Genomic DNA, 22,026 nt, shown 5'->3' with positions numbered 1-22,026 from the left:
TGGGCTGGCCACGGGGAACTTGCCGATAAATGCCCCATCGCGGCGATGGGGCCAGGGGATCACGCCAGCGTGACGTCACCCTGCAACTGGCAACTGCAGGCCAGCACGTAGCCTTGCGCTATCTCTTCCGCGCTCAGCGTCATGGTGCTGGTGGTGGTGTAGTCGCCCTCGAGGATGCGGGTTTTGCACGAGCCGCACACCCCGGCGCGGCAGGCGGCGTTGACCGGCAGGGCATTGGCCTCCATCGCCGCCAGCAGCGTGCTGCCGACCGGCACGCGGAATTCGCGCAGCGGGCGCGCGGCGCGCAGCGTCAGTCCTTTGGTGGCGTCGGCCTGCGCCGTCGGCGTGTGGAACTGCTCTTTATGGAAATGCTCGGCCGGCACGCCGAGCCGGCGACAAAGCTGCTCCACCTGATCCATGTAGGGCGCAGGGCCGCAGGTCATCACCGTGCGTTCGGCGATATCCGGCGCCGCCTGCCGCAGCGTCTGTTCATCGATACGGCCGCTGAGGTAGCCGGGTTGCAGATCCTGCTCGGCCATCAGCGTCAGGCGCAGCTGCGGATGGGCGGCACACAGCGCGCGCCATTGATCGGCGAAAATCGTGTCGGCGGGGGTGCGTACGTTAAAGATCACGGCGATATCGCAGGCCGGACGGTTAGCGGTCAGCCAGCGGCACATCGAGACGATCGGCGTCACGCCGCAGCCGGCGGCCAGCATCAGATAACGATCGGCCGGGTGGCGCTCGCAGCTGAATTCGCCCTGCGCGTCGGACAGCCACAGCGTGTTGCCGGGCTTGACCTCTTGCGTCAGCCAGCGCGACCCGATGCCGTCCGGCAGGCAGCGCACGCTGATGCTGAGAAAGCGGCTCTGGCCGGGCGAGGAGGAGAGCGTATAGGCGCGCAACGTCTCCTCGCTGTTGCGAATGCTGACCAGCGCGAACTGGCCAGCCTGGTAAGGGTAGAAAACGTCGCAGATCAGGTTCAGCGTCCAGACGTCGGCGGTTTCACGCTGGATGGAATGCACCTGCATGCGGTTCGGGCAAAGCGGAGTGGGTTGAGTCATCGGGGCACCTCAAAAAACAAAGGGGCCGGCGCAGGCGGCCCCATAACGTAACGGCATCAGGCGAGCAGCGCTGCAATATCCTGCTCGACGGTGGTGATCGGACGCAGGCCGAATTTCTCGTTGAGGATCGCCATCAGGTTGTCGGTCAGGAAGCCCGGCGCGGTCGGGCCGGTGACGATGTTTTTCACCCCCAGCGACAGCAGCGTCAGCAGAATGACGATCGCCTTCTGTTCAAACCACGACAGCACCAGGCTGAGCGGTAGCTCGTTGACGCTGCAGCCGAGGGTATCCGCCAGCTTGACCGCCAGCATGATGGCGGAGTAGGCGTCGTTGCACTGGCCGACGTCCAGCAGGCGCGGCAACCCTTCTAGCGTGCCGAAGTCCAGCTTGTTGAAACGGTACTTGCCGCAGGCCAGCGTCATGATCAGGCAGTCTTGCGGCACGCTGCGGGCGAAGTCGGTGAAGTAGCTGCGCTCGTCGCGGCTGCCGTCGCAGCCGCCCACAAGGAAGACGTGGCGCAGTTTTTTCTGCGACACCAGGTCGATGACCGTATCGGCGGCGTTCAGCAGCGTCTGGCGGCCGAAGCCAACGGTGATCAGGTGCTCGATCTCGGTATAAGGGAAGCCGTTCATGCCCTGAGCCTGGCGGATCACGGCGCCGAAGTCGTCGCCTTCCAGATGGTTGACGCCCGGCCAGCCGACGATACTGCGGGTCCAGATGCGATCGCCGTAGTTGCCGACGTTAGGATCGATGATGCAGTTGGAGGTCATCACGATCGGGCCGGGGAATTTGGCGAATTCCGTCTGCTGGTTCTGCCAACCGCTGCCGTAGTTGCCCACCAGATGTTTGAATTTTTTCAGTTCCGGATAGCCGTGCGCCGGCAGCATTTCACCGTGGGTGTAGACGTTGACGTTTTGCCCTTCGGTTTGTTCGAGCAGCATGCGCAGATCTTTCAGATCGTGGCCGGAAATCAGAATGGCTTTCCCGGCCACCGGGCGCACGTTGACTGCGCTGGGCTGCGGATCGCCGTAGGCCTGGGTTTCACCGCGATCGAGGATCGCCATCACGTTGAAGTTCATCTTGCCGATGCCCATGGCGTTGTTCAGCAGGGTGTCGACGTCGCGCGGCTGGGTGCCGAGCCAGGCCATAAAGGCGTGGTAGTCGGCATAGAGTTGCTCGTCGAACTGGCCGAGCACGTGCGCGTGTTCCATATAGGCCGCTGCACCTTTCAGACCGTACAGGCACAGCATGCGCAAACCGTGTACGTCGTCGCCGACCTCGGCCTTGTCGCTGTTGAGGGCAAACTGCGCCGCCTGCTGCAGCAGCGCAGGCATATCGTTGCCGGCCAGCTGCAGCGCCGCCATCGGGTGATCGACGCGCACGCCGGCGTCCAGCAGCCGGCAACGGGCGGCCAGCGAGTCGCGCAGCAGCAGGGTTTCCCGCGCGTAGCCGATGATGCGCTGGGAGTCGAAGTTGACGTTGGTCAGGGTGGAGAAGAAGGCGCGCGGGGCGAAGCTGTCGATCTCGTGGTCGACGATGCCCAGCGAACGCGCCTGCAGCGCCCAGGCGGAGAGTCCCTGCAGCGCCGCCACCAGCAGATCCTGCAGATCGGAGGTTTCCGCCGTTTTGCCGCACATGCCCTGAGCATACGAGCAGCCGTTGCCTGCCGGGGTACGGATGGTTTGTTCACATTGCACACAGAACATAGTCGCTTCCTTTTATTTTTAAAGTTGCATTTATAATGCTTGTTTAAAAGCATAGATCGGCGATCGGGGTTGCAAAAGGCTTTTGTGCGACTACTGCGGGCAAGTTTGATTTAGCGCAATTTTGCCGTGCGGATGGGAATGATTACGCTTTGGGGGCCGGGTAGCCCCCAAGGGAAAAGGATCAGGAGAACAGGGCGATCAGCACCGGCGCCAGCAGGCTCAGCAGGAAGCCGTGCACGATGGCGGGGGGCACCATGTCCAGCCCGCCGCTGCGCTGCAGCACCGGCAGGGTGAAGTCCATCGAGGTGGCGCCGCACAGGCCGAGGGCGGTGGAGCGGCTGCGGCGCACCAGCGTCGGGATCAGCATGATCGCCACCAGCTCGCGCGCCAGATCGTTGAAGAACGCGGCGCTGCCCATCACCGGGCCGTAGGCGTCGGTGATCAGAATGCCGGACAGCGAGTACCAGCCGAAACCGGAGGCCATCGCCAGCCCGGCCTTGATCGGCAACCCCAGCAGCTGCGCCGCCAGCGCGCCGCCGGCCAGCGACGCGACGGTCACCACCAACGCCACCAGCGTGCCGCGGCGGTTGAGCACGATCTGGCGCAGCGTCATGCCGCTGTTGCGCAGCTGAATGCCGACCAGCAACAGCAGGAAGATCAGCGCATATTCGCTGCCTTTATGGGCGAACTGCAGCCATTGCCACTGCGTCAGGCCGAGCAGGAAGCCGCCGAGCACCACGCCGCACAGCTTGAGCGACTCCAGCGCCATATGCACGCGCGAGGGCAGCTTTTCCTGTTTATGGCTGCTGCGCCACGGCATGCGCCGCTCCAGCAGCGCCAGCAACAGCAGATTGGCGCAGAGAATGCAGAAGAAGAATACCGCGCTGTACTGGAAGATCAGCACCAGGTTACTGCTGAGATCTTCCATAAACGCCAGGCTGATGCCCATGAAAAACAGGATCACGTACACCATCCAACTGAGCAGCCGGTTGATCAGCACCAGCAGCGGGCGATGGCGTAAGGGAATGAGGTAACCGACAATCAGCGGTAACAGAATAATCAACAGTCCTGAGTACATGGTGCAACGAGTGTCCTTGAGTTTTGATGCGCGCCGAACGGCGGCGAGGAGCACACGCTAACCAAAAGCCCGGCCGGAGTAAAGCGGCAGATTTGACGCTGGCCGCTTGACCTGCAAGGGGTTTTTTGACCATGCTCTGTGAAGGTCGCCTCATTGAAGAGGCGACGGCGCGCACGGGAGGCGGCGGATGTTCTTGGAGCGTATCGAAATTGTAGGTTTTCGCGGCATTAATCGGCTGTCCCTGATGCTGGACGACAACACGCTGTTGCTCGGCGAAAACGCCTGGGGTAAATCCAGCCTGCTGGATGCGCTGACGCTGCTGCTGGCGCCGGAGCAGAAGCTGTATCGGTTTGAAGCGCACGATTTCCATTTCCCCCCCGGTGAAGAGTCGGCCAAAGAGCGCCACCTGCAGGTGGTGTTCACCTTCTGCGAAAAAGACATCGGCCATGCGCACCTACCGCGTTATCGCCACCTGACGCCGCTGTGGGTCAAGGGCGAGGATGGCCTGAGCCGCATTCATTACCGCTGCGAGGGCGAGCTGGCCGACGACGGCACGGTGTGCACCTGGCGCGGTTTTCTCGACGCCGACGGCAATGCCTTTCAATTGCACCATATCGAACAACTGGCCCACGCCATCATCCGCATTCATCCGGTACTGCGCCTGCGCGACGCACGCTTTATTCGCCGCCTGCGCCCCAGCAGCCTCGGCGATGAACGTAAACCCGATACCCAGGCGCTGGCGCAGCAGTTGGATCAGCTGACGCGCGAGCTGGTGCGCAATCCGCAGAAGCTGACCAACGGCGAGCTGCGTCAGGGGCTGGCGGCGATGCAGCAGCTGCTGGAGCACTATTTTGCCGAGCAGAGTTCGCAGGTGGCGCGGCCACGCCGCCGCGGCGGTGAACCGGAGCAGGACGCCTGGCGTGCGCTGGACGGCATCAACCGCATGGTGGCCGAACCGAACAGCCGCAGCATGCGCCTGATCCTGCTCGGGATGTTTTCCACCCTGTTGCAGGCCAAGGGCGACGTCAAGCTGGATCCCCATGCCCGGCCGCTGCTGCTGGTGGAAGACCCGGAAACTCGCCTGCACCCGATCATGCTGTCGGTGGCCTGGGGGCTGCTCAATCAGCTGCCATTGCAGCGCATCACCACCACCAACTCCAGCGAACTGGTGTCGCTGGTGCCGGTGGAGCACGTCTGCCGGCTGGTGCGCGAGTCGGGCCGGGTCGCGACCTACCGTCTCGGGCCGCGCGGGCTGAGCGCCGAAGACGGGCGGCGCATCGCGTTTCACATCCGTTTCAACCGGCCGTCGTCGCTGTTCGCCCGCTGCTGGCTGCTGGTGGAAGGCGAAACCGAAGTGTGGCTGCTTAACGAGCTGGCGCGCCAGTGCGGCTACCATTTCGAGGCGGAAGGGGTGAGGGTCATCGAGTTCGCTCAGTGCGGCCTGAAGCCGCTGCTGCGCTTTGCCCGCCGCATGGGCATCGAGTGGCATGCGCTGGTGGACGGCGATGAGGCGGGCAAAAAGTACGCCAACACCGTACGCAGCCTGCTGGACAATCATGAAGACAACGAACGCGATCGGCTGACCGCGCTGCCGGCGCCGGACATGGAACACTTCATGTTCCGCGAAGGGTTCGCCCCGGTCTATCACCGAATGGCGTCGGTGCCGATCAACGCGCAGATGCCGGTGCGCAAGGTGATCCTGAAAGCGGTCCACCACTCGTCGAAGCCGGATCTGGCGATCGAGGTCGCGATGCAGGCCGGCGAATGGGGCACGGACTCGGTGCCGCCGCTGCTGAAGAAAATGTTCTCACGGGTGATCTGGCTGGCGCGCGGCCGGGCGGACTGACGGCCCGCCGGGCGTTATCGGGCGCAGAAATGCGCCGCCAATCCCTGTTCCAGCTCGTCCAGCAACTGATAGCGACGGCGATACTCGGCGCGCTTCTTGCTGGCGATCTCTTCGATCGGCTTGCGGGCGATGCGTTCGGGCAGCAGGAAATAGCCGCTGTCGAGCGGTTTGGCGCCCATCGACAGCCAGAACTGATCGTAATCGGCGTGCAGTTGATCCTTCTTCTTACTCTGGTAACGCCAGTTTTGATAGATATGGGTGGCATTGCCGACGGCTACGATCTGGCGGATGCCGAGGTGCCGCGCCAGCGTGCAAATGCCTTCCAGCACCAGCCGTTTGGGGAACAGACCGTGGCACTCTTTGGTGGTGTGCTGGATCTCGGCGTGCGGCACCTCATGGTTCGCGCCCTGCAGGCCGCCGATGAACAGCGTCGGCTGCTGCTGATAATGCATCAGCGCAAAGGTGATCTCCGCCAGCATCACGCCGTTGGCGTTGCGCAGCAGCAGCGTGGCTTCCCCTTCCTTATTCAGTTTGTCGATCGCCGCCAGTTCCAGCGTGATCGGCGCTTCGTTTTTGCCCATCGCGCGGGCCAGCACGAAAGGCTGTGGGCCGAGGTGGCCGAGACGCATCTTTAGCGGCATGCGCTGCACGATGAGATCGTAATGATCGCGCAGGGCGAACAGGCATTCGATCTTGCTCATGTTGGCTGCCAAGTAGGGGCGATGCAGCTTGCACGGCAGGTTCGGCTGCGCGCTCAGGATCTCCTCCAGCAGCGGGTTGCTGGCCAGGGTGCTGAGCAGGCCGCTGGTGGTGCGCCAGTTGAGCAGCGAGCGGCCGAGAAACTTCAGGCGAAACGAGGTTTTTTTCCAGGCGTTGCTTGGCGCCTTTTCGCCATTGATCAGCGCCGTCATCAGTTGCCAGCCGTTAAGCGGCCGGGCGGAGGCGAGTGGGTAGCTGAGCTGTGACATGATGAAATCCTTGGCTGTGTTGAATGGCGCTATTTCATCAAGGCTTCACTAAACGAGAGTTCAATGCTGAACTGTAACCAGGCGTGTCTCCACATTGTGTTGAGCTAAGGTTTAGTTATTCCCTACGGTGCGTGCTAATTTAGCTCCGCCGCCGCAATGGGCGGTCGATATTCACAAGCACAGGCAGGTCAATTTTGACAGGGTTTAAAGGACACAAACGCCGCTGGATACTCGCACTGGCGGTGATTGCGGCGATTGCCGCGGCGGCCGTTTGGCACTTCCGCCATCCGGCGCCAACCGCTTTCAAAACGGTAAAGGTCACCAAGCGCGATCTGCAGCAGAACGTGTTGGCGACCGGCCAGCTGGACGCGGTGCGCAAGGTTGACGTCGGCGCGCAGGTCAGCGGGCAGTTGGAAAAGTTGTATGTCGAGATCGGCGACAAGGTGAAAAAAGGCCAGTTGCTGGGGGTTATCGATCCGCAACAGGCGCAGAACAGCATTCGCGAAGGCGAGGCGACGCTGCGCGAGCTGCATGCGCAGCTGCTGCAGGCACAGGCCGAGCAGCAATTGGCGGCGGTCACGCTGCAGCGCAACCAGGCACTGGCCAAACTGCAGGCGGTATCGCGTCAGGATCTGGATCAGGCAGCGACGCAGCTGGCGGTGAAGAAAGCGCAGGTGGGCACCATCAATGCGCAGATCGCCCGCAACCAGGCCAGCCTGGATACCGCCAAGATCAACCTGGCCTACACCCGCATCGAAGCCCCGATGGATGGCGACGTGGTGCAGATCACCACGCTGCAGGGCCAGACGGTGATCGCGGCGCAACAGGCGCCGAACATTCTGACGTTGGCGGATCTCGGCACCATGCTGGTGAAGGCGCAGGTCTCGGAGGCTGACGTCATTAACCTCAAGCCGGGTCAGAAGGCCTGGTTCACGGTGCTGGGCGATCCGACTCGGCGCTTCGACGGCGTGCTGAAAGACATTCAGCCGACGCCGGAAAAGGTCAATAATGCCATCTTCTATTATGCGCGTTTCGAAGTGCCCAACCCGGAAAGGCTGCTGCGCTTGCAAATGACGGCGCAGGTGCATATTCAGCTGGCCGGCGTCGAGCAGGCGCTGGTGATCCCGCTGGCGGCGTTGGGTGACCAGATCGCCGACAATCGCTACCACGCCTCGGTGCTGAAACAGGGCAAGGAAGAGAAGCGTGAGGTGGCTATCGGTCTGCGCAACAATATCGATGTGCAAATCCTCAGCGGGCTTGAGGCGGGCGATGAGGTGATTGTCAGCCGCGGCGGCGTGGAGGCCGGCTGATGGCGGCGCTGTTGCAGCTGAGCGGCATTCGCCGCAGCTACCGTTCCGGCGAGCAGACGGTGGAGGTGCTGAAGGGGATCAGTCTGAGCATCGACGCCGGGGAAATGGTGGCGATCATGGGGGCCTCCGGCTCCGGCAAATCGACGCTGATGAACATTCTGGGCTGTCTGGACAAGCCGAGCGCCGGGGTCTATCGGGTGGCCGGACAGGATGTGGCGACGCTGAGCGACGATGCGCTGGCGCAGCTGCGGCGCGAACATTTTGGCTTTATTTTCCAGCGTTATCATCTGCTGCCGCACCTGAGTGCGGCGCATAACGTCGAGGTGCCGGCGGTGTACGCGGGGCTGGGCAAAGCGGCGCGGCGCGAACGGGCGGAGGCGCTGTTGCGGCGCCTGGGGCTGGGGGAGCGCGTTAACTACCGGCCGAGCCAGCTTTCCGGCGGCCAGCAGCAGCGCGTCAGTATCGCCCGCGCGTTGATGAACGGCGGGCAGGTGATCCTGGCGGATGAACCGACCGGCGCGCTCGACAGCCACTCCGGCGAAGAGGTGATGGCGATCCTCAAACAGCTGTGCGCCCAGGGCCACACGGTGATCCTGGTGACCCACGATCCAGCGGTGGCGCGCCAGGCGGAGCGGATCATCGAGATCCGCGACGGCGAAATCATTGCCGACTCGCGTCCGGCGCCGCCGGAGGATACCCAGGCCAAGCCGCTGGCGCTGGCCGCCGCGGCGCCTTCCTGGCGGCAGATGGGCGGCCGCTTTCGCGAAGCGCTGGTGATGGCCTGGCGTGCGATGGCGGCCAACAAGATGCGCACCGCGCTGACCATGCTCGGCATCATTATCGGCATCGCCTCGGTGGTATCGATCCTGGTGATCGGCGACGCCGCCAAGCAGATGGTGCTGGCGGACATCAAATCGATCGGCACCAACACCGTCGACATTTACCCCGGCAAGGACTTCGGCGACGACGATCCAACCTACCGGCAATCGCTGAAATACGGCGATCTCGATGCGCTGCGCGAACAGCCGTATATCAGCGCGCTGTCGCCGAGCATCAGCAGCAGCATGCGGCTGCGGCTGGGTAACGTCGACGCGGCGGCCAATGTCAACGGCGTCAGCGAACAGTTCTTCCGCGTGTACGGTATGAGCTTTACCCAGGGCGTCGGCATCGATCCGCTGCAGGTGCAGTCTCAGGCGCAGACGGTGGTGATCGACGCCAATACCCAACGGCGGCTGTTCCCGCACCAGAAAAACGTGGTGGGCGAGGTGATCCTGGTGGGCAACATGCCGGCGACGGTGGTCGGCGTGGCTAAAGAGAAGCAGTCGATGTTCGGCAGCAGCAAGACGCTGAACGTGTGGGTGCCTTACAGCACCATGGCCAACCGGCTGATGGGCAACAATTATTTCGACTCGATCACCGTGCGCATTCGCGACGGCTACGACAGCAAGGAAGCGGAACAGCAGCTGTCACGCCTGTTGACGCTGCGCCACGGCAAAAAGGACTTCTTCACCTATAACATGGACAGCCTGGTGCAAACCGCAGAGAAAACCACCCGCACGCTGCAGCTGTTCCTGACGCTGGTGGCGGTGATTTCGCTGGTGGTCGGCGGCATCGGCGTGATGAACATCATGCTGGTGTCGGTGACCGAGCGCACGCGCGAGATTGGCATCCGCATGGCGGTGGGCGCCCGTTCCGGCGACGTGTTGCAGCAGTTCTTGATCGAGGCGGTGTTGGTTTGCCTGGTGGGGGGCGCGCTGGGGATTACGCTGTCGTTCGCCATCGGCCTGGCGGTGCAGCTGGTATTGCCGGGCTGGCAGATCAGCTTCCCGCCGGCGGCGTTGCTGAGCGCGTTCCTCTGTTCCACCGGTATCGGCGTGGTGTTCGGCTATCTGCCGGCGCGCAATGCCGCGCGGCTGAATCCGATCGATGCGCTGGCGCGCGAGTAAGTAAAAGGCATAAAAAATGCCAGTCACACGGCGGCTGGCATTTTTATCGCAGTCAGGGTCAATGCAGCGCGACGCTGCCGGAAGCGTTTAGGACAGCGCCTCGCTTTCCACCGGCACAATAAGACTGGCATGGTTCCCTTTTGGCCCTTGATGCACGTCGAAGCTGACCTGCTGGCCTGCCTTCAACGTTCTGTAACCATCCATCTTGATGGTGGAGTAATGCGCGAAAATATCTTCGCCACCGCCGGCTGGGCAGATGAAGCCAAAGCCTTTGGCGTTGTTAAACCATTTAACAGTACCCGTCTCCATGCTTTTACATCCCTCGCAACGCTATTTTAAGTGAGATGAATAACTGAATTCGCACCCGCCGTAGGCGGGTAGCAGGGTGGACAAGGGGTGGTTAAAAGACCACCAGCCACGAATTTACACTCTAGAGCAAATGATCGGGGCGTCAAGGGATCGGCTTTTGTCGGCGGGGAGCAGTTCACCAAAGTTTGAAGCAGGTAACGCTATTGCCACGATTCAGTCACAATTGGCCCGTTTTTTTGCGCACGTTACAGTGCGGCGGGACGATGCCGAAGATGATAAAATAGTAACTATCCCCACTTTGAATAACCGAAACCTGCCCCCATATCAGAGGGCAGAGCAGAGAAGATGAGCAGCGATGGGCAATAACAACGACTGGCTAAATTTTGAACACTTGGCCGAAGAAAAACAAATCGATGCGGTAAAACCGCCGTCTATGTATAAAGTTATACTTAACAACGACGATTACACACCGATGGAATTTGTGATTGACGTTCTGCAAAAGTTCTTTTCTTATGATATTGAACGCGCAACGCAACTGATGCTCACGGTCCACTATCAAGGCAAGGCGATCTGTGGTGTTTTTACCGCCGAGGTGGCGGAAACCAAAGTCGTCCATGTGAACCGGTACGCAAGGGAGAACGAGCATCCGTTGCTTTGTACGCTGGAAAAAGCCTGAATAAGGCAATCTATTGGGGAGGTGCTTATGCTCAATCAAGAACTGGAACTCAGTCTCAACATGGCTTTCGCCAGGGCGCGTGAGCACAGACACGAGTTTATGACCGTGGAGCACCTGTTGCTGGCGTTGCTGAGCAACCCTGCCGCGCGAGAAGCGCTTGAGGCATGTACGGTGGATCTGGCCGCGTTGCGCCAGGAGCTGGAAGCCTTCATCGAACAAACCACACCGACGCTGCCCGCCGGCGAAGAAGAGCGCGACACTCAGCCGACGCTCAGCTTCCAGCGCGTGTTGCAGCGCGCGGTCTTCCATGTGCAATCTTCCGGCCGCAGCGAAGTGTCCGGCGCCAACGTGTTGGTGGCCATCTTCAGCGAGCAGGAGTCGCAGGCGGCTTATCTGCTGCGCAAGCACGACGTCAGCCGTCTCGACGTGGTGAACTTCATTTCACATGGCACGCGTAAAGACGAGCCGGGCCAAGCGCCGAATGCGGAAAACCCGGTGAACGAAGAGCAGTCCGGAGGGGAAGACCGTATGGAAAACTTCACCACCAACCTCAATCAGTTGGCCCGTGTGGGCGGCATCGATCCGTTGATCGGCCGCGATCGTGAGCTGGAGCGCGCGATTCAGGTGCTGTGCCGTCGTCGTAAAAACAACCCGCTGTTGGTCGGCGAATCCGGCGTGGGCAAGACCGCCATCGCCGAAGGCCTGGCCTGGCGTATCGTGCAGGGCGACGTGCCGGAAGTGATGGCGGACTGCACGCTGTATTCGCTGGATATCGGTTCACTGCTGGCCGGCACCAAATACCGCGGCGACTTCGAGAAACGCTTCAAGGCGCTGCTCAAGCAGCTGGAACAGGATCAGAACAGCATCCTGTTCATCGATGAAATTCACACCATCATCGGCGCCGGTGCGGCTTCCGGCGGGCAAGTGGATGCTGCCAACCTGATCAAACCGCTGCTGTCGAGCGGCAAGATCCGGGTGATCGGCTCGACCACCTACCAGGAGTTCAGCAACATCTTCGAAAAGGATCGCGCTTTGGCGCGCCGTTTCCAGAAGATCGATATCACCGAACCGACGGCGGAAGAGACCGTTCAGATCATCAACGGCCTGAAAACCAAGTATGAGGCGCACCACGACGTGCGTTATACCGCCAAGGCGATCCGCGCCGCGGTGGAGCTGTCGGTGAAATACATCAACGATCGTCATCTGCCGGACAAGGCGATAGACGTGATCGACGAGGCGGGCGCCCGCAGCCGACTGATGCCGGCCAGCAAGCGCAAGAAAACCGTCAACGTGGCCGATATCGAATCCGTGGTGGCGCGCATCGCTCGTATCCCGGAGAAAACCGTGTCGGCCAGCGATCGCGACGTGCTGAGAAACCTGGGCGATCGTTTGAAGATGCTGGTATTCGGCCAGGATCAGGCGATCGAAGCGCTGACGGAAGCCATCAAGATGAGCCGCGCCGGTCTGGGCCACGAGCGCAAGCCGGTCGGTTCCTTCCTGTTCGCCGGGCCGACCGGGGTCGGGAAAACCGAGGTCACCGTACAGTTGGCCAAGGCGATGGATATCGAGCTGCTGCGTTTCGACATGTCCGAGTACATGGAGCGGCATACCGTCAGCCGTCTGATCGGCGCGCCTCCGGGCTATGTCGGTTACGATCAGGGCGGGCTGCTGACCGATGCGGTGATCAAGCATCCGCATGCGGTAGTGCTGCTCGATGAGATCGAGAAGGCGCACCCGGACGTGTTCAACCTGCTGCTGCAGGTGATGGACAACGGCACGCTGACCGACAACAACGGCCGCAAGGCGGACTTCCGCAATGTGATCCTGGTGATGACCACCAACGCCGGGGTGCGGGAAACCGAACGCAAATCGATCGGTCTGGTGCAGCAGGACAACAGCACCGACGCGATGGAAGAGATCAAGAAGGTGTTTACGCCAGAGTTCCGCAACCGTCTGGACAACATCATCTGGTTCAACCATCTGTCTACCGAAGTGATCCAGCAGGTGGTCGACAAGTTTATCGTCGAACTGCAGGCGCAGCTGGATGCGAAGGGCGTCTCGCTGGAAGTGAGCGACGAAGCACGCGACTGGCTGTCGGTGAAGGGCTACGACCGTGCGATGGGCGCTCGTCCGATGGCGCGCGTCATGCAGGAAAACCTGAAGAAACCGTTGGCCAACGAGCTGCTGTTCGGTTCGCTGGTGGACGGCGGTTCCGTGAAGGTCGAGCTGGACAAGGACAAGAAACAGCTGACCTACCACTTCCTCAGTGCCGCCAAGCGCAAGGCGGACGAGGGTGCGGTGCATTAAGGCCGCTTCAGGCAAAGAAAAAGCGATGCTTCGGCATCGCTTTTTTTTATGGGTGAGATTCACCGTACAACAGAAACGAGTGAGCCCTCTCAGTTTACCTGCGCACCTGCAACCCGTTGTGTAACGTCGCTGCGGGGGTAAACGGAAAGGGCTCCCGAGGGATTACATCCTCGATGCCGCCAGCATGTGGCGCGCGGTGAGCCGATTAACGGCTACGGAAGACAATGCGGCCTTTGCTCAGGTCGTACGGGGTCAGCTCTACAGTGACTTTGTCGCCCGTCAGGATGCGGATATAGTTTTTACGCATTTTACCGGAGATGTGTGCGGTTACCACGTGCCCGTTTTCCAATTCAACGCGGAACATGGTGTTCGGCAGCGTATCAAGAACGGTGCCCTGCATTTCAATATTGTCTTCTTTGGCCATCGAATCCTCTAGGTCTAACTACCTTAGTTTTTAACCGGCAAGATAATGCCGAAAAACCCCCATTATGTAAAGATGTGTCGGTGAACATTGCACCGTTTCCATCAATTAGTTTACTGGAGAGGGCGGTTCAACCGGCTGTGGGGATATGACTTGCGGCGCCCAGCACGCCGACGCCAAAGGCCGCCGTTGAAGGGTGCTGAGCTGCTGCAAAAATTGACGGCGCGGAATTTCACGCGCGCCAAGGCGGGCAGTGTGAGCGTTCAGCACCTGGCAGTCAATCAATTCCCCGCCATAAGCGCCAAAATGGCGGCAAAAGGCCATCAATGCGCATTTTGAGGCGTTGGTGACGCGGCTGAACATCGATTCGCCGCAGAACAACGCGCCCTGCGCCACGCCGTACATGCCGCCGACCAGTTGATCATCCTGCCATACCTCCACCGAGTGCGCATAGCCGAGGCGATGCAGATGCTGATAGGCACGCTGCACCTCCGGGCCGATCCAGGTGCCTTCATCCGGCCGGTGGGCGCAGGCGGCAATCACCGTGGCGAAATCGTGATTGAGCGTGATGCGAAACGGATCGTGGCGCAAAAAGCGTTTCAGACTGCGGTTGAGATGAAATTCGGCAGGGAACAGCACCGCACGCGGATCGGGTGACCACCACAGAATCGCTTCCCCCGGCGAGTACCAGGGGAAGATGCCGCGCTCGTAGGCTGCCAACAGTCGCGGCGCCGTGAGGTCGCCGCCGATCGCCAGCAGGCCGTTGGGATCGCGCAGGGCGCCCTCAGGCGAGGGAAACGCCAGCGACTGGGGGGAAAGCTTAACGATGCGCATACAAGGTCTCTGCGTCCTCTACGGGCCGATTACGGCGCCAGGTTGCTGATACGGTTGCGAAAGCGTGCATAGCGGCCCTGCTGGCGCATCAGGGTGGCGTGATCGCCCTGTTCGACAATTTGGCCGTCATCCATTACGCAAATGCGGTCGAGATGTTCCAGGCCGTACAAACGGTGCGTCACCAGGATCAGCGTCTTGCCCTGACAATGCCGGCGCAGCAGCGCCAGGATCTGCTGTTCGGTTTCGGCGTCCAGCCCTTCGGTCGGTTCGTCAAGCAGCAGCAGCGGGGCCGGATGCAGCAGCGCGCGGGCGATACCCAGTCGGCGCTGTTCGCCGCCGGACAGCTGCCGGCCGCCTTCGCCCAACCAGGCGTTCAGCCCGCCGTCGCTGTCCAGCAATTTGCCCAGCCCAACCTGCTGCAGTACGTCACTCAGGCGAGCGTCGTCGGCATTCGGTGCGGCCAACCGCAGGTTTTCCCGCAGCGTATCGCTGAAGATATGCACTCGCTGGCTGACGACCGTGGTCATCCGACGCAGCGTGGTTTCATCATAATCCTCCAGCGGTTCGCCGTTGAGCAGAATTTTGCCGACGTCGGTGCGCCAGGCGCGGGTCAGCAGCTGCAGCAGGGTGGACTTGCCGCAGCCGGTGCGGCCGAGCAAGGCGATGTGTTCGCCGGCCGCGACCTCGAGCGTGACGTCGCGCAGCACCGGCTGCGGCTGATCGGGATAGGTGAAACTCAGCTGCTGCAGGCTGAGCTGAGCGCGATCGGCCGCGGCCGGGCCGACGGCAGGGAAGGTGACCTCCGGCTGACGATCGATGATCTGTTTGACCCGCGTGGCGGAGGCAATCACCTGGCCGAGATGCTGGAAGGCGCCGGCGACCGGCATCAGCGCTTCGAACGACGCCAGCGCGGCGAAGACAAACAGCGCGATCAGGGCTCCGGGCTGAGTATCGCCGCCGATGCCGGCGGCGGTCAGCCACAGCAGCAGCGTCACCGTCAGACCGCTGGCGAGAATCATCAGCGCCTGCGCCTTGCCGCTCAGCGAGGCCTGCTGCCACTGGCGGCGTTGCCACCGCTGTTCGGTGGCGTTCAGCGTCTGGCGGAAGTCGTTGACGGCACCGAACACCACCAGCTCTGCCTGCCCCTGCAGCCAGGCGGTCAGGTCGGTACGGTATTGGCCGCGCAGCGCGGTGAGTTGGCCGCCGATCGGTTTGCCGGCGCGGTAGAACACCGGCGGCACCAGCAGCAACAGCAGCAACAGAATGCCACCCAACGTCAGGGCGAGCGCAGGATCCAGCCAGCTCAGGCCGTAGGTGACCACCAGGATCACCACCGCCGCGCTGATCAGCGGCGAGATCACCCGCAGATAAAGGTGATCCAGCGTGTCCACGTCCGCCACCAGGCGGTTGAGCAGGTCGGCCTGGCGAAAGCGAGCGATGCCGCCCGGCGCCAACGGCAGGATCTTGCTGAAGGTGAACACTCGCAAGTGCGACAGCACGCGGAAGGTGGCGTCGTGGCTGACCACGCGCTCGGCGTAGCGCCCGGCGGTGCGGAAGATCGCCGCGCCGCGCACGCCGGCGGCCGGCAGCATGTAGTTGAAGGTCAGCAGGCCCGCCAATCCGGCCAGCGAAGAGGCGGCCAGGAACCAGCCGGAAAGCGCCAGCAGGCCGATGCTGGCCAGCAGGGTGACGATCGCCAAAAGGATGCCCAGGCTAATCAGCAGGCTATGGCGGCGATACAACGCCAAAAACGGCAGCAAAACGCGCATGATTAAAGCTCCCCGCGGCGATGGGCGATCAGAGTGGCGAACAGGCCCGGCTGGGCGCTGAGGGTGGCGTAATCGCCCTGTTGCACGATGCGCCCGTTATCCATCACCCAGATCTGATCGTAGTCTTCGGTGTCTTCCAACTGGTGCGTGACCAGTAGGGTGGTTTGCTGATGCGAAGCGGCATTCAACGCCTGCATCACCCGTTGTTCGCTGTGGGCATCGAGACTGGCGGCCGGTTCATCCAGCAGCAGCAAGCGGCGCGGGCCGATCAGCGCCCGGGCGACCGCCACGCGCTGCGCCTGGCCGACCGACAGGCGGGCGGCGTTGTCGCCCACTTCGGTGTCGAGCCCCTGCGGCAGATACGGCAACAGTTCGCTGACGTAGGCGAGTTCCACCGCCTGCTGCAGCTGCGCTTCGTCGGCCTGCGGGCAGCCCAGCAGGATATTGGCGCGCAAGGTTTGCGCTGGCAGGTGTGGGTTCTGACCGACCCAGCTCAGCTGTTGCCTCCAGTTTTCTGCGGACAGTTCACGCAGCTCGATGCCGTTGACGGTCAACGAGCCGCGGTAGGGCAGGAAGCCGAGCAGCAGATTGAGCAGCGAGCTTTTGCCGGCGCCGCTCAGCCCGACCAGCGCTACGCGCTGCTGCGGTTGCAGGGTGAAACTCAGCGGCCCGGCCAGCAGTACGCCGTTCGGCGACAGGATTTCCAATGCGTTCGCCTGCAGCGTCAGCGGTTGATCGGCGGGCAGTTGCCGCGTGCCGTTGCCCATCTGCTCGCCTTCGGCGCTGAGGAAGGTTTCCAGCGCTTCCGCCGCGCCGACCGCCTGCGCCTTGGCATGGTAGAAGGTGCCGAGATCGCGCAGCGGTTGGAAAAACTCCGGCGCCAGAATCAGCACCAGAAAACCGGAAAACAGCGTTACGCCGAGGCCGTAGCTGCCGAAGTTGAGTTCGCCTAGGTAAGAAAAGCCGAAGTACACCGCCACCACGGCGATGGAAATCGAAGCGAAGAACTCCAGCACGCCGGAAGAGAGGAAGGCCATACGCAGCACTTCCATGGTGCGGCTGCGGAAGTCTTCGGAGGATTTGGCGATCTGCGCCGTTTCGGCCTGCGCGCGGTCGAACAACCGCAGGGTGTCCAGGCCGCGCAGGCGGTCGAGGAAGTTGCCGCTCAATCGCGCCAGCGCCACGAAGTTGCGGCGGTTGGCATCGGCGGCTCCCATGCCGACCAGCGCCATGAACAGCGGGATCAGCGGCGCGGTCGCCAGCAAAATGATGCCTGCGGCCCAATTGATCGGGAAGACGGCGATCAGGATCAGCAGCGGGATGAAGACCGCCAGATACATCTGCGGCAGATAGCGCGAGTAATAGTCCTGCATATCCTCGATCTGCTCGACGATGATGCTGGCCCAACTGCCCGCCGGTTTGCCCTGGATCCAGGCCGGGCCGAGCTGCTGCAGTTTATCCAGCACCTGCTGGCGCATGCGCTGACGGATCACCTGGCCACACAGGAAACCGACCCGTTCCCGCAGCCAGCTCAACAGCGCCCGCAATGCGAACGCGACGGCCAGCCAGATAAACGAAGGGATCAGCTGTTCGCGCGGGGTATGTTCGATGATCAGGGCGTGCAGCAGGCTGGCCAGCAGCCACGCCTGCGCCACGATCAGCAGGCCGCTGAACAGCCCCAACAGCATGGAAAGGCGCAGCCAACGCTGCGCCAACGAACTCTGGGTTTTAAGCCAACGGGTTAACTGTTGCTGTCTGTTTTTTTTCATCAGATATGCGTCTGCGTCGCCGGTGCCCGTTTGTTACAGGCTGGGTTAACGTACTGTTAAATAATAGTGTTTGGCGCAATCGGCGACAAACAAGCGAGGTCCCATGTTACCTCGTCACCCGGCAGACTGAAAATAATAAAGCGGCCAAATGTGGCTATAACAGACGCGTTACCGACTATTTGACTTGCTCACTCGTGGCCTCGGCTTCCAGAGCGGCGCGCACCGACGCTCGCTCTGCGATCCGCGTCACATAATGCTGGAGCGGTGGCCACTCGCTCAGCGAAATCTCGAAGCGCGCCATCCAGCGCAACACGGTAAACAGATAAGCGTCAGCGACGCTGAAATACGTTCCCAATAGGTAAGTTTGTTGTGCCAACGCTTGCGCGAGATAACCCAATCGCCGTCTCAACTTGTCGCGCAGCAACGCCTTGGCATCTTCGGGCAGGGCATCATTGAACAAGGGGGCGGCACCGGCATGGATCTCGCTGGTGATGAAATTAAGCCATTCCTGCAGCCTTACCCGCTCAAAGGCCGTCGGTGGCGGTGCCAGCCGGCTCTCTGGGCGCTGGTCGGCGAGGTATTGAACGATGGCGGGGCCTTCGGTGATCACGTTGCCGTCGTCCAGCTGCAGGGCGGCGACGTAACCTTTTGGGTTGATGCGATAGAAATCCTCACCGTCGGCGCAGCGCTTGCTGCGATTGTTTACCCTGACCAGGGTGAAAGGGATCGCTAATTCCCGCAGGACGATATGTGGGGCCAGCGAGCAGGCATCGGGAGCAAAATACAGCTTCATGCTATTTCCTTGTGGGTCAATGAGAGCGCTTGCCACAGCATGCCGACGCGGATGCCGGTGGGAAAATGGAAATTTCAGAAAGCCGCTATTAGCTCAGCGACTGGCCAGGGTTTGCTCCTGTTCGCGCAGATAATTCAGCAGGGTTTGGACGGGCGGTAGGGCCGCCGCCTCGGATGAGCAGGCCAGGCCGAAACGACGATAAACCGGCGCAACGAGCGGTAGAGCGCAAACTCCGAGCGCATCGGGCGGGATCACCGACGCGGGCATCAGCGCAACGCCCGTGCCTTCTCTGACCAGCGTCAACGCCGTTTGCCAATCGCTGACGGTGGCGCGGATATCGGCCAGTGCCAGGCCCGACTGCTGCGCCAAACTTTGCGCATTCACATCACATCCGCCGGTCGCCAGGATGAAAGGCAGCCGGAACAGGGCATCGAGTGCCACCGGCCACCGTTCTCGCGCCAGCGGGTGCGCGCTGGGCACGACCGCCAACCAGGTGTCTTCCCCCAAAGGGAAACACAGCCGCTCCGGTGCCGGATTGAGCACCACGCCGATGTCTGCCGTTGCCGATGTTAACCAGCTCTCCACTTCGTGGTCGGTGCCCTCGAGCGTAATCAGCTCAATGTCGGGATACAGACGGCGAAACTTGCGCAGCAGCGGCGGCAACAGCTTGCTAAATGCCGACGGGAAACTGGCCAGGCGTATTTTGCCCGCGTGCGCGTTACCGGCTTGCTGCGCGCATTGTTGAATGGCCCGCAGTCCTTCCAACATCGTGCGGGCATGGGCGACGATCTGCAGGCCGCTTTGGGTCAGGACGACATTGTGTGGCTGGCGCACCAAAAGCCGGGTGCTCAACATCGTCTCCAGTTGAGCGATGGCCTGGCTGGCGGCAGACTGCGTCATGCCGCAGAGCGCCGCAGCCTGAGTGATGGTGCCGTTGTCGGCGACGGCAACCAGCAAGCGCCAGTGAAGAAGATTATGCATCGGCGTGCATCCTCCTGGGGGCTGAAGACAAAAAAAAGCGGCTCGAGAGCCGCTTTTTGCTGATGAAGAGAACGTCTTAGCAGACTTCTGCGCCGGCGATGCCGTCCAGGTAACGCTCTGCGTCCAGCGCCGCCATACAGCCGGTGCCGGCGGAGGTGATCGCCTGACGGTAGATGTGATCCATCACGTCGCCAGCGGCGAAGACGCCGGGGATGGTGGTTTGGGTCGCATTGCCGTGAATGCCGGACTGCACCTTGATGTAGCCGTTTTCCAGCTCCAGCTGGCCGCCGAAGATGCCGGTGTTCGGGCTGTGGCCGATGGCGATGAACACGCCGGCCAGTTCCAGTTCACGGGTTTCGTTTTCCGCTTTGGTGCTGCGGATACGCACGCCGGTCACGCCCATTTCATCGCCCAGCACTTCGTCCAGCGTATGGTCGGTGTGCAGCACGATGTTGCCGCTTTTCACTTTTTCCATCAGCCGGTCGATCAGGATCTTCTCTGAACGGAAGCTGTCGCGGCGGTGGATCAGGTGAACCTCGGCGGCGATGTTGGACAGGTACAGCGCTTCTTCAACGGCAGTGTTGCCGCCGCCGACCACGGCGACTTTCTGGTTACGGTAGAAGAAACCGTCGCAGGTCGCACAGGCGGAAACGCCTTTGCCCTTGAAGGCGTCTTCGGAAGGGAGGCCAAGGTAGCGGGCGGAGGCACCGGTCGCAATGATCAGCGCGTCGCAGCTGTATTCGCCGCTGTCGCCGAACAGGCGGAACGGGCGCTGCTGCAGATCGACGCTGTTGATATGATCGAAGACGATCTCCGTCTGGAACTTCTCCGCGTGTTCGCGCATGCGCTCCATCAGCGCCGGACCGGTCAGGCCTTCGGCGTCGCCCGGCCAGTTTTCCACTTCGGTAGTGGTGGTCAGCTGGCCGCCTTGCTCCAGACCGGTGATCAGCACCGGGCTCAGGTTGGCGCGCGCCGCGTAGACGGCGGCGGTGTAACCGGCCGGGCCGGAGCCTAGAATCAGTAATTTGCTATGTTTAGCCGTGCCCATGAATAACCTCTTTATTCCACAATGGCGGACAATGAAGCCGATTGTAGGGAAAATGGCGCAGTAAAAAAAGCGCCGGGCGACGTTGTTAACGATTTGTATGATAGTTGTCGCCTATTAATGCGCCCGCTGTCGGCAAATCGTACGCCGAACGCAGAAATTTACCTTATCAAAGCCGCATTCGGCTACCGAATCGCCAACCGCGCAAAAACGGCGCATTCTGCGACTTCAGCCGCTCCCTACCGGGGTTTATCTGCCAGCGATTCATAACCAAAAATGGGATGCAGACTTTTCATGACGGTACGTTGTTCTGATTTTGCTTCTTTTACTTTGACAATCCGCTGCGCATTTGCGAAAACATCATAGGAAGAAGAAATTATCCCCGTAACACCAGCAAATCGTACGTATTTGCGCCGCGAGGCGGCAATGCGCGGTGGATGTGCGGAGCAGGGCGCGCAAGCGTTTGCTGATTTTTTCTCGACCTAAACGTCGTTGCCGGCGTCGCGCGGGGTTGGACAGACAGGCTGCGCGGCGTGGAATGATGGTAGTGAAGAAGCATATGACAGGCATCGGGTCTTCGCTTGGAACGAACCCTTACACATTGACGTTGGCTAGGGTGTGGCAAGTGCACGGAAGAAAATAAGAGAGACAATAATAATGGCAGACAACAAGAAACGCCCGGGTAAAGATCTCGACCGTATCGACCGCAACATCCTGAATGAGCTGCAGAAGGATGGGCGTATTTCGAACGTCGAGCTTTCGAAGCGCGTGGGGTTATCCCCGACACCATGTTTAGAACGCGTGCGCCGTCTCGAGCGCCAGGGTTTCATTCATGGCTATACCGCATTGCTTAACCCGCATTATCTGGATGCGTCCCTGCTGGTTTTCGTGGAGATCACGCTGAACCGTGGCGCGCCGGATGTGTTTGAGCAATTCAACTCGGCAGTGCAGAAGCTTGAAGAGATTCAGGAGTGTCATCTGGTTTCCGGTGATTTCGACTACCTGTTGAAAACCCGCGTACCGGACATGTCGGCGTACCGCAAACTGCTGGGCGAAACCTTGCTGCGTTTGCCGGGGGTTAACGACACCCGTACCTACGTAGTGATGGAAGAAGTGAAACAGAGTAACCGTCTGGTTATCAAAACACGGTAAGGTGCAGGTGCAAAACCTGATTAAATTGGTTACACTCCTGTTTATTCATACAGTT

Annotated in this window: 18 protein-coding genes; 6 read left to right on the top strand and 12 right to left on the bottom strand. The window is 61.3% G+C overall.

Going from position 1 to position 22,026, the window contains the following annotated elements:
- Nucleotides 1-59: 59 nt before the first annotated feature.
- The 3 genes from hcr to N6G83_RS10105 all read right to left on the bottom strand — a co-directional run bounded on the left by hcr (nt 60) and on the right by N6G83_RS10105 (nt 3,845).
- Nucleotides 60-1,061: an NADH oxidoreductase gene (hcr, locus tag N6G83_RS10115; protein WP_260515259.1), complete on the bottom strand. Its 1,002-nt coding sequence runs from the start codon at nt 1,059-1,061 to the stop codon at nt 60-62.
- A gap of 56 nt (nt 1,062-1,117) precedes the next feature.
- Complete coding sequence (gene hcp, locus N6G83_RS10110) at nt 1,118-2,767, bottom strand: hydroxylamine reductase (RefSeq protein WP_025302255.1); 1,650 nt, start codon at nt 2,765-2,767, stop codon at nt 1,118-1,120.
- Between the two features lie 181 nt (nt 2,768-2,948).
- Nucleotides 2,949-3,845: a lysine exporter LysO family protein gene (locus tag N6G83_RS10105; RefSeq protein WP_025302256.1), complete on the bottom strand. Its 897-nt coding sequence runs from the start codon at nt 3,843-3,845 to the stop codon at nt 2,949-2,951.
- A gap of 187 nt (nt 3,846-4,032) precedes the next feature.
- On the opposite strand from N6G83_RS10105, the gene N6G83_RS10100 reads away from it, so the two are divergent.
- Nucleotides 4,033-5,691 carry an ATP-dependent endonuclease gene (locus N6G83_RS10100; protein WP_025302257.1) on the top strand — a complete coding sequence of 553 codons (1,659 nt, stop codon included), beginning with the start codon at nt 4,033-4,035 and terminating at the stop codon, nt 5,689-5,691.
- A 14-nt stretch (nt 5,692-5,705) separates the two neighbouring features.
- Here the strand turns inward: N6G83_RS10100 and N6G83_RS10095 are convergent, their stop codons facing one another.
- On the bottom strand, nt 5,706-6,659 hold the full coding sequence (locus N6G83_RS10095; protein WP_260515257.1) for a VirK/YbjX family protein: 954 nt from the start codon (nt 6,657-6,659) through the stop codon (nt 5,706-5,708).
- A 194-nt stretch (nt 6,660-6,853) separates the two neighbouring features.
- Between N6G83_RS10095 and macA the strand changes: the two genes are divergently transcribed.
- A complete protein-coding gene (gene macA / locus N6G83_RS10090; protein ID WP_260515256.1) occupies nt 6,854-7,969 on the top strand; it encodes a macrolide transporter subunit MacA in 1,116 nt (371 codons plus the stop codon).
- Nucleotides 7,969-9,915 (top strand): macrolide ABC transporter ATP-binding protein/permease MacB, encoded by a 1,947-nt coding sequence (macB, locus tag N6G83_RS10085; protein WP_099817605.1) that lies wholly within the window; start codon nt 7,969-7,971, stop codon nt 9,913-9,915. Before macA ends, macB begins: the two co-directional genes overlap by 1 nt.
- Nucleotides 9,916-10,002: 87 nt before the next feature.
- Here the strand turns inward: macB and cspD are convergent, their stop codons facing one another.
- Complete coding sequence (gene cspD / locus N6G83_RS10080) at nt 10,003-10,224, bottom strand: cold shock-like protein CspD (RefSeq protein WP_004928349.1); 222 nt, start codon at nt 10,222-10,224, stop codon at nt 10,003-10,005.
- Nucleotides 10,225-10,579: 355 nt separating this feature from the next.
- On the opposite strand from cspD, the gene clpS reads away from it, so the two are divergent.
- A complete protein-coding gene (gene clpS, locus N6G83_RS10075) occupies nt 10,580-10,900 on the top strand; it encodes an ATP-dependent Clp protease adapter ClpS (protein ID WP_004928347.1) in 321 nt (106 codons plus the stop codon).
- 27 nt (nt 10,901-10,927) lie between these two features.
- On the top strand, nt 10,928-13,207 hold the full coding sequence (gene clpA, locus N6G83_RS10070; RefSeq protein ID WP_025302261.1) for an ATP-dependent Clp protease ATP-binding subunit ClpA: 2,280 nt from the start codon (nt 10,928-10,930) through the stop codon (nt 13,205-13,207).
- Nucleotides 13,208-13,412: 205 nt separating this feature from the next.
- Here clpA and infA read toward each other — a convergent pair whose 3' ends face one another.
- From infA to trxB, 7 genes are all read right to left on the bottom strand, one after another.
- Nucleotides 13,413-13,631, bottom strand: a complete 219-nt coding sequence (gene infA / locus N6G83_RS10065; RefSeq protein ID WP_002211347.1) for a translation initiation factor IF-1 — start codon at nt 13,629-13,631, stop codon at nt 13,413-13,415.
- A 105-nt stretch (nt 13,632-13,736) separates the two neighbouring features.
- Entirely contained in the window at nt 13,737-14,462 is a 726-nt protein-coding gene (aat, locus tag N6G83_RS10060; RefSeq protein WP_260515251.1) for a leucyl/phenylalanyl-tRNA--protein transferase, read from the bottom strand.
- Between the two features lie 29 nt (nt 14,463-14,491).
- Entirely contained in the window at nt 14,492-16,231 is a 1,740-nt protein-coding gene (gene cydC, locus N6G83_RS10055; protein WP_260515250.1) for a heme ABC transporter ATP-binding protein/permease CydC, read from the bottom strand.
- Nucleotides 16,232-16,233: 2 nt separating this feature from the next.
- On the bottom strand, nt 16,234-18,000 hold the full coding sequence (cydD, locus tag N6G83_RS10050; protein WP_173889534.1) for a heme ABC transporter permease/ATP-binding protein CydD: 1,767 nt from the start codon (nt 17,998-18,000) through the stop codon (nt 16,234-16,236).
- Between the two features lie 175 nt (nt 18,001-18,175).
- Complete coding sequence (gene gstA / locus N6G83_RS10045; RefSeq protein ID WP_049204244.1) at nt 18,176-18,793, bottom strand: glutathione transferase GstA; 618 nt, start codon at nt 18,791-18,793, stop codon at nt 18,176-18,178.
- A 93-nt stretch (nt 18,794-18,886) separates the two neighbouring features.
- Complete coding sequence (locus tag N6G83_RS10040; protein WP_060432812.1) at nt 18,887-19,774, bottom strand: LysR family transcriptional regulator; 888 nt, start codon at nt 19,772-19,774, stop codon at nt 18,887-18,889.
- A 76-nt stretch (nt 19,775-19,850) separates the two neighbouring features.
- Entirely contained in the window at nt 19,851-20,822 is a 972-nt protein-coding gene (gene trxB / locus N6G83_RS10035; RefSeq protein ID WP_049204246.1) for a thioredoxin-disulfide reductase, read from the bottom strand.
- A 654-nt stretch (nt 20,823-21,476) separates the two neighbouring features.
- Between trxB and lrp the strand changes: the two genes are divergently transcribed.
- Entirely contained in the window at nt 21,477-21,971 is a 495-nt protein-coding gene (lrp, locus tag N6G83_RS10030) for a leucine-responsive transcriptional regulator Lrp (protein ID WP_004928318.1), read from the top strand.
- The last annotated feature ends 55 nt before the right edge of the window (nt 21,972-22,026 follow it).

This window comes from Serratia sp. PL7 (assembly GCF_945957435.1).
Note: the sequence above shows the minus strand (reverse complement) of the source record. Positions and strands in the feature narration are given on the sequence as shown.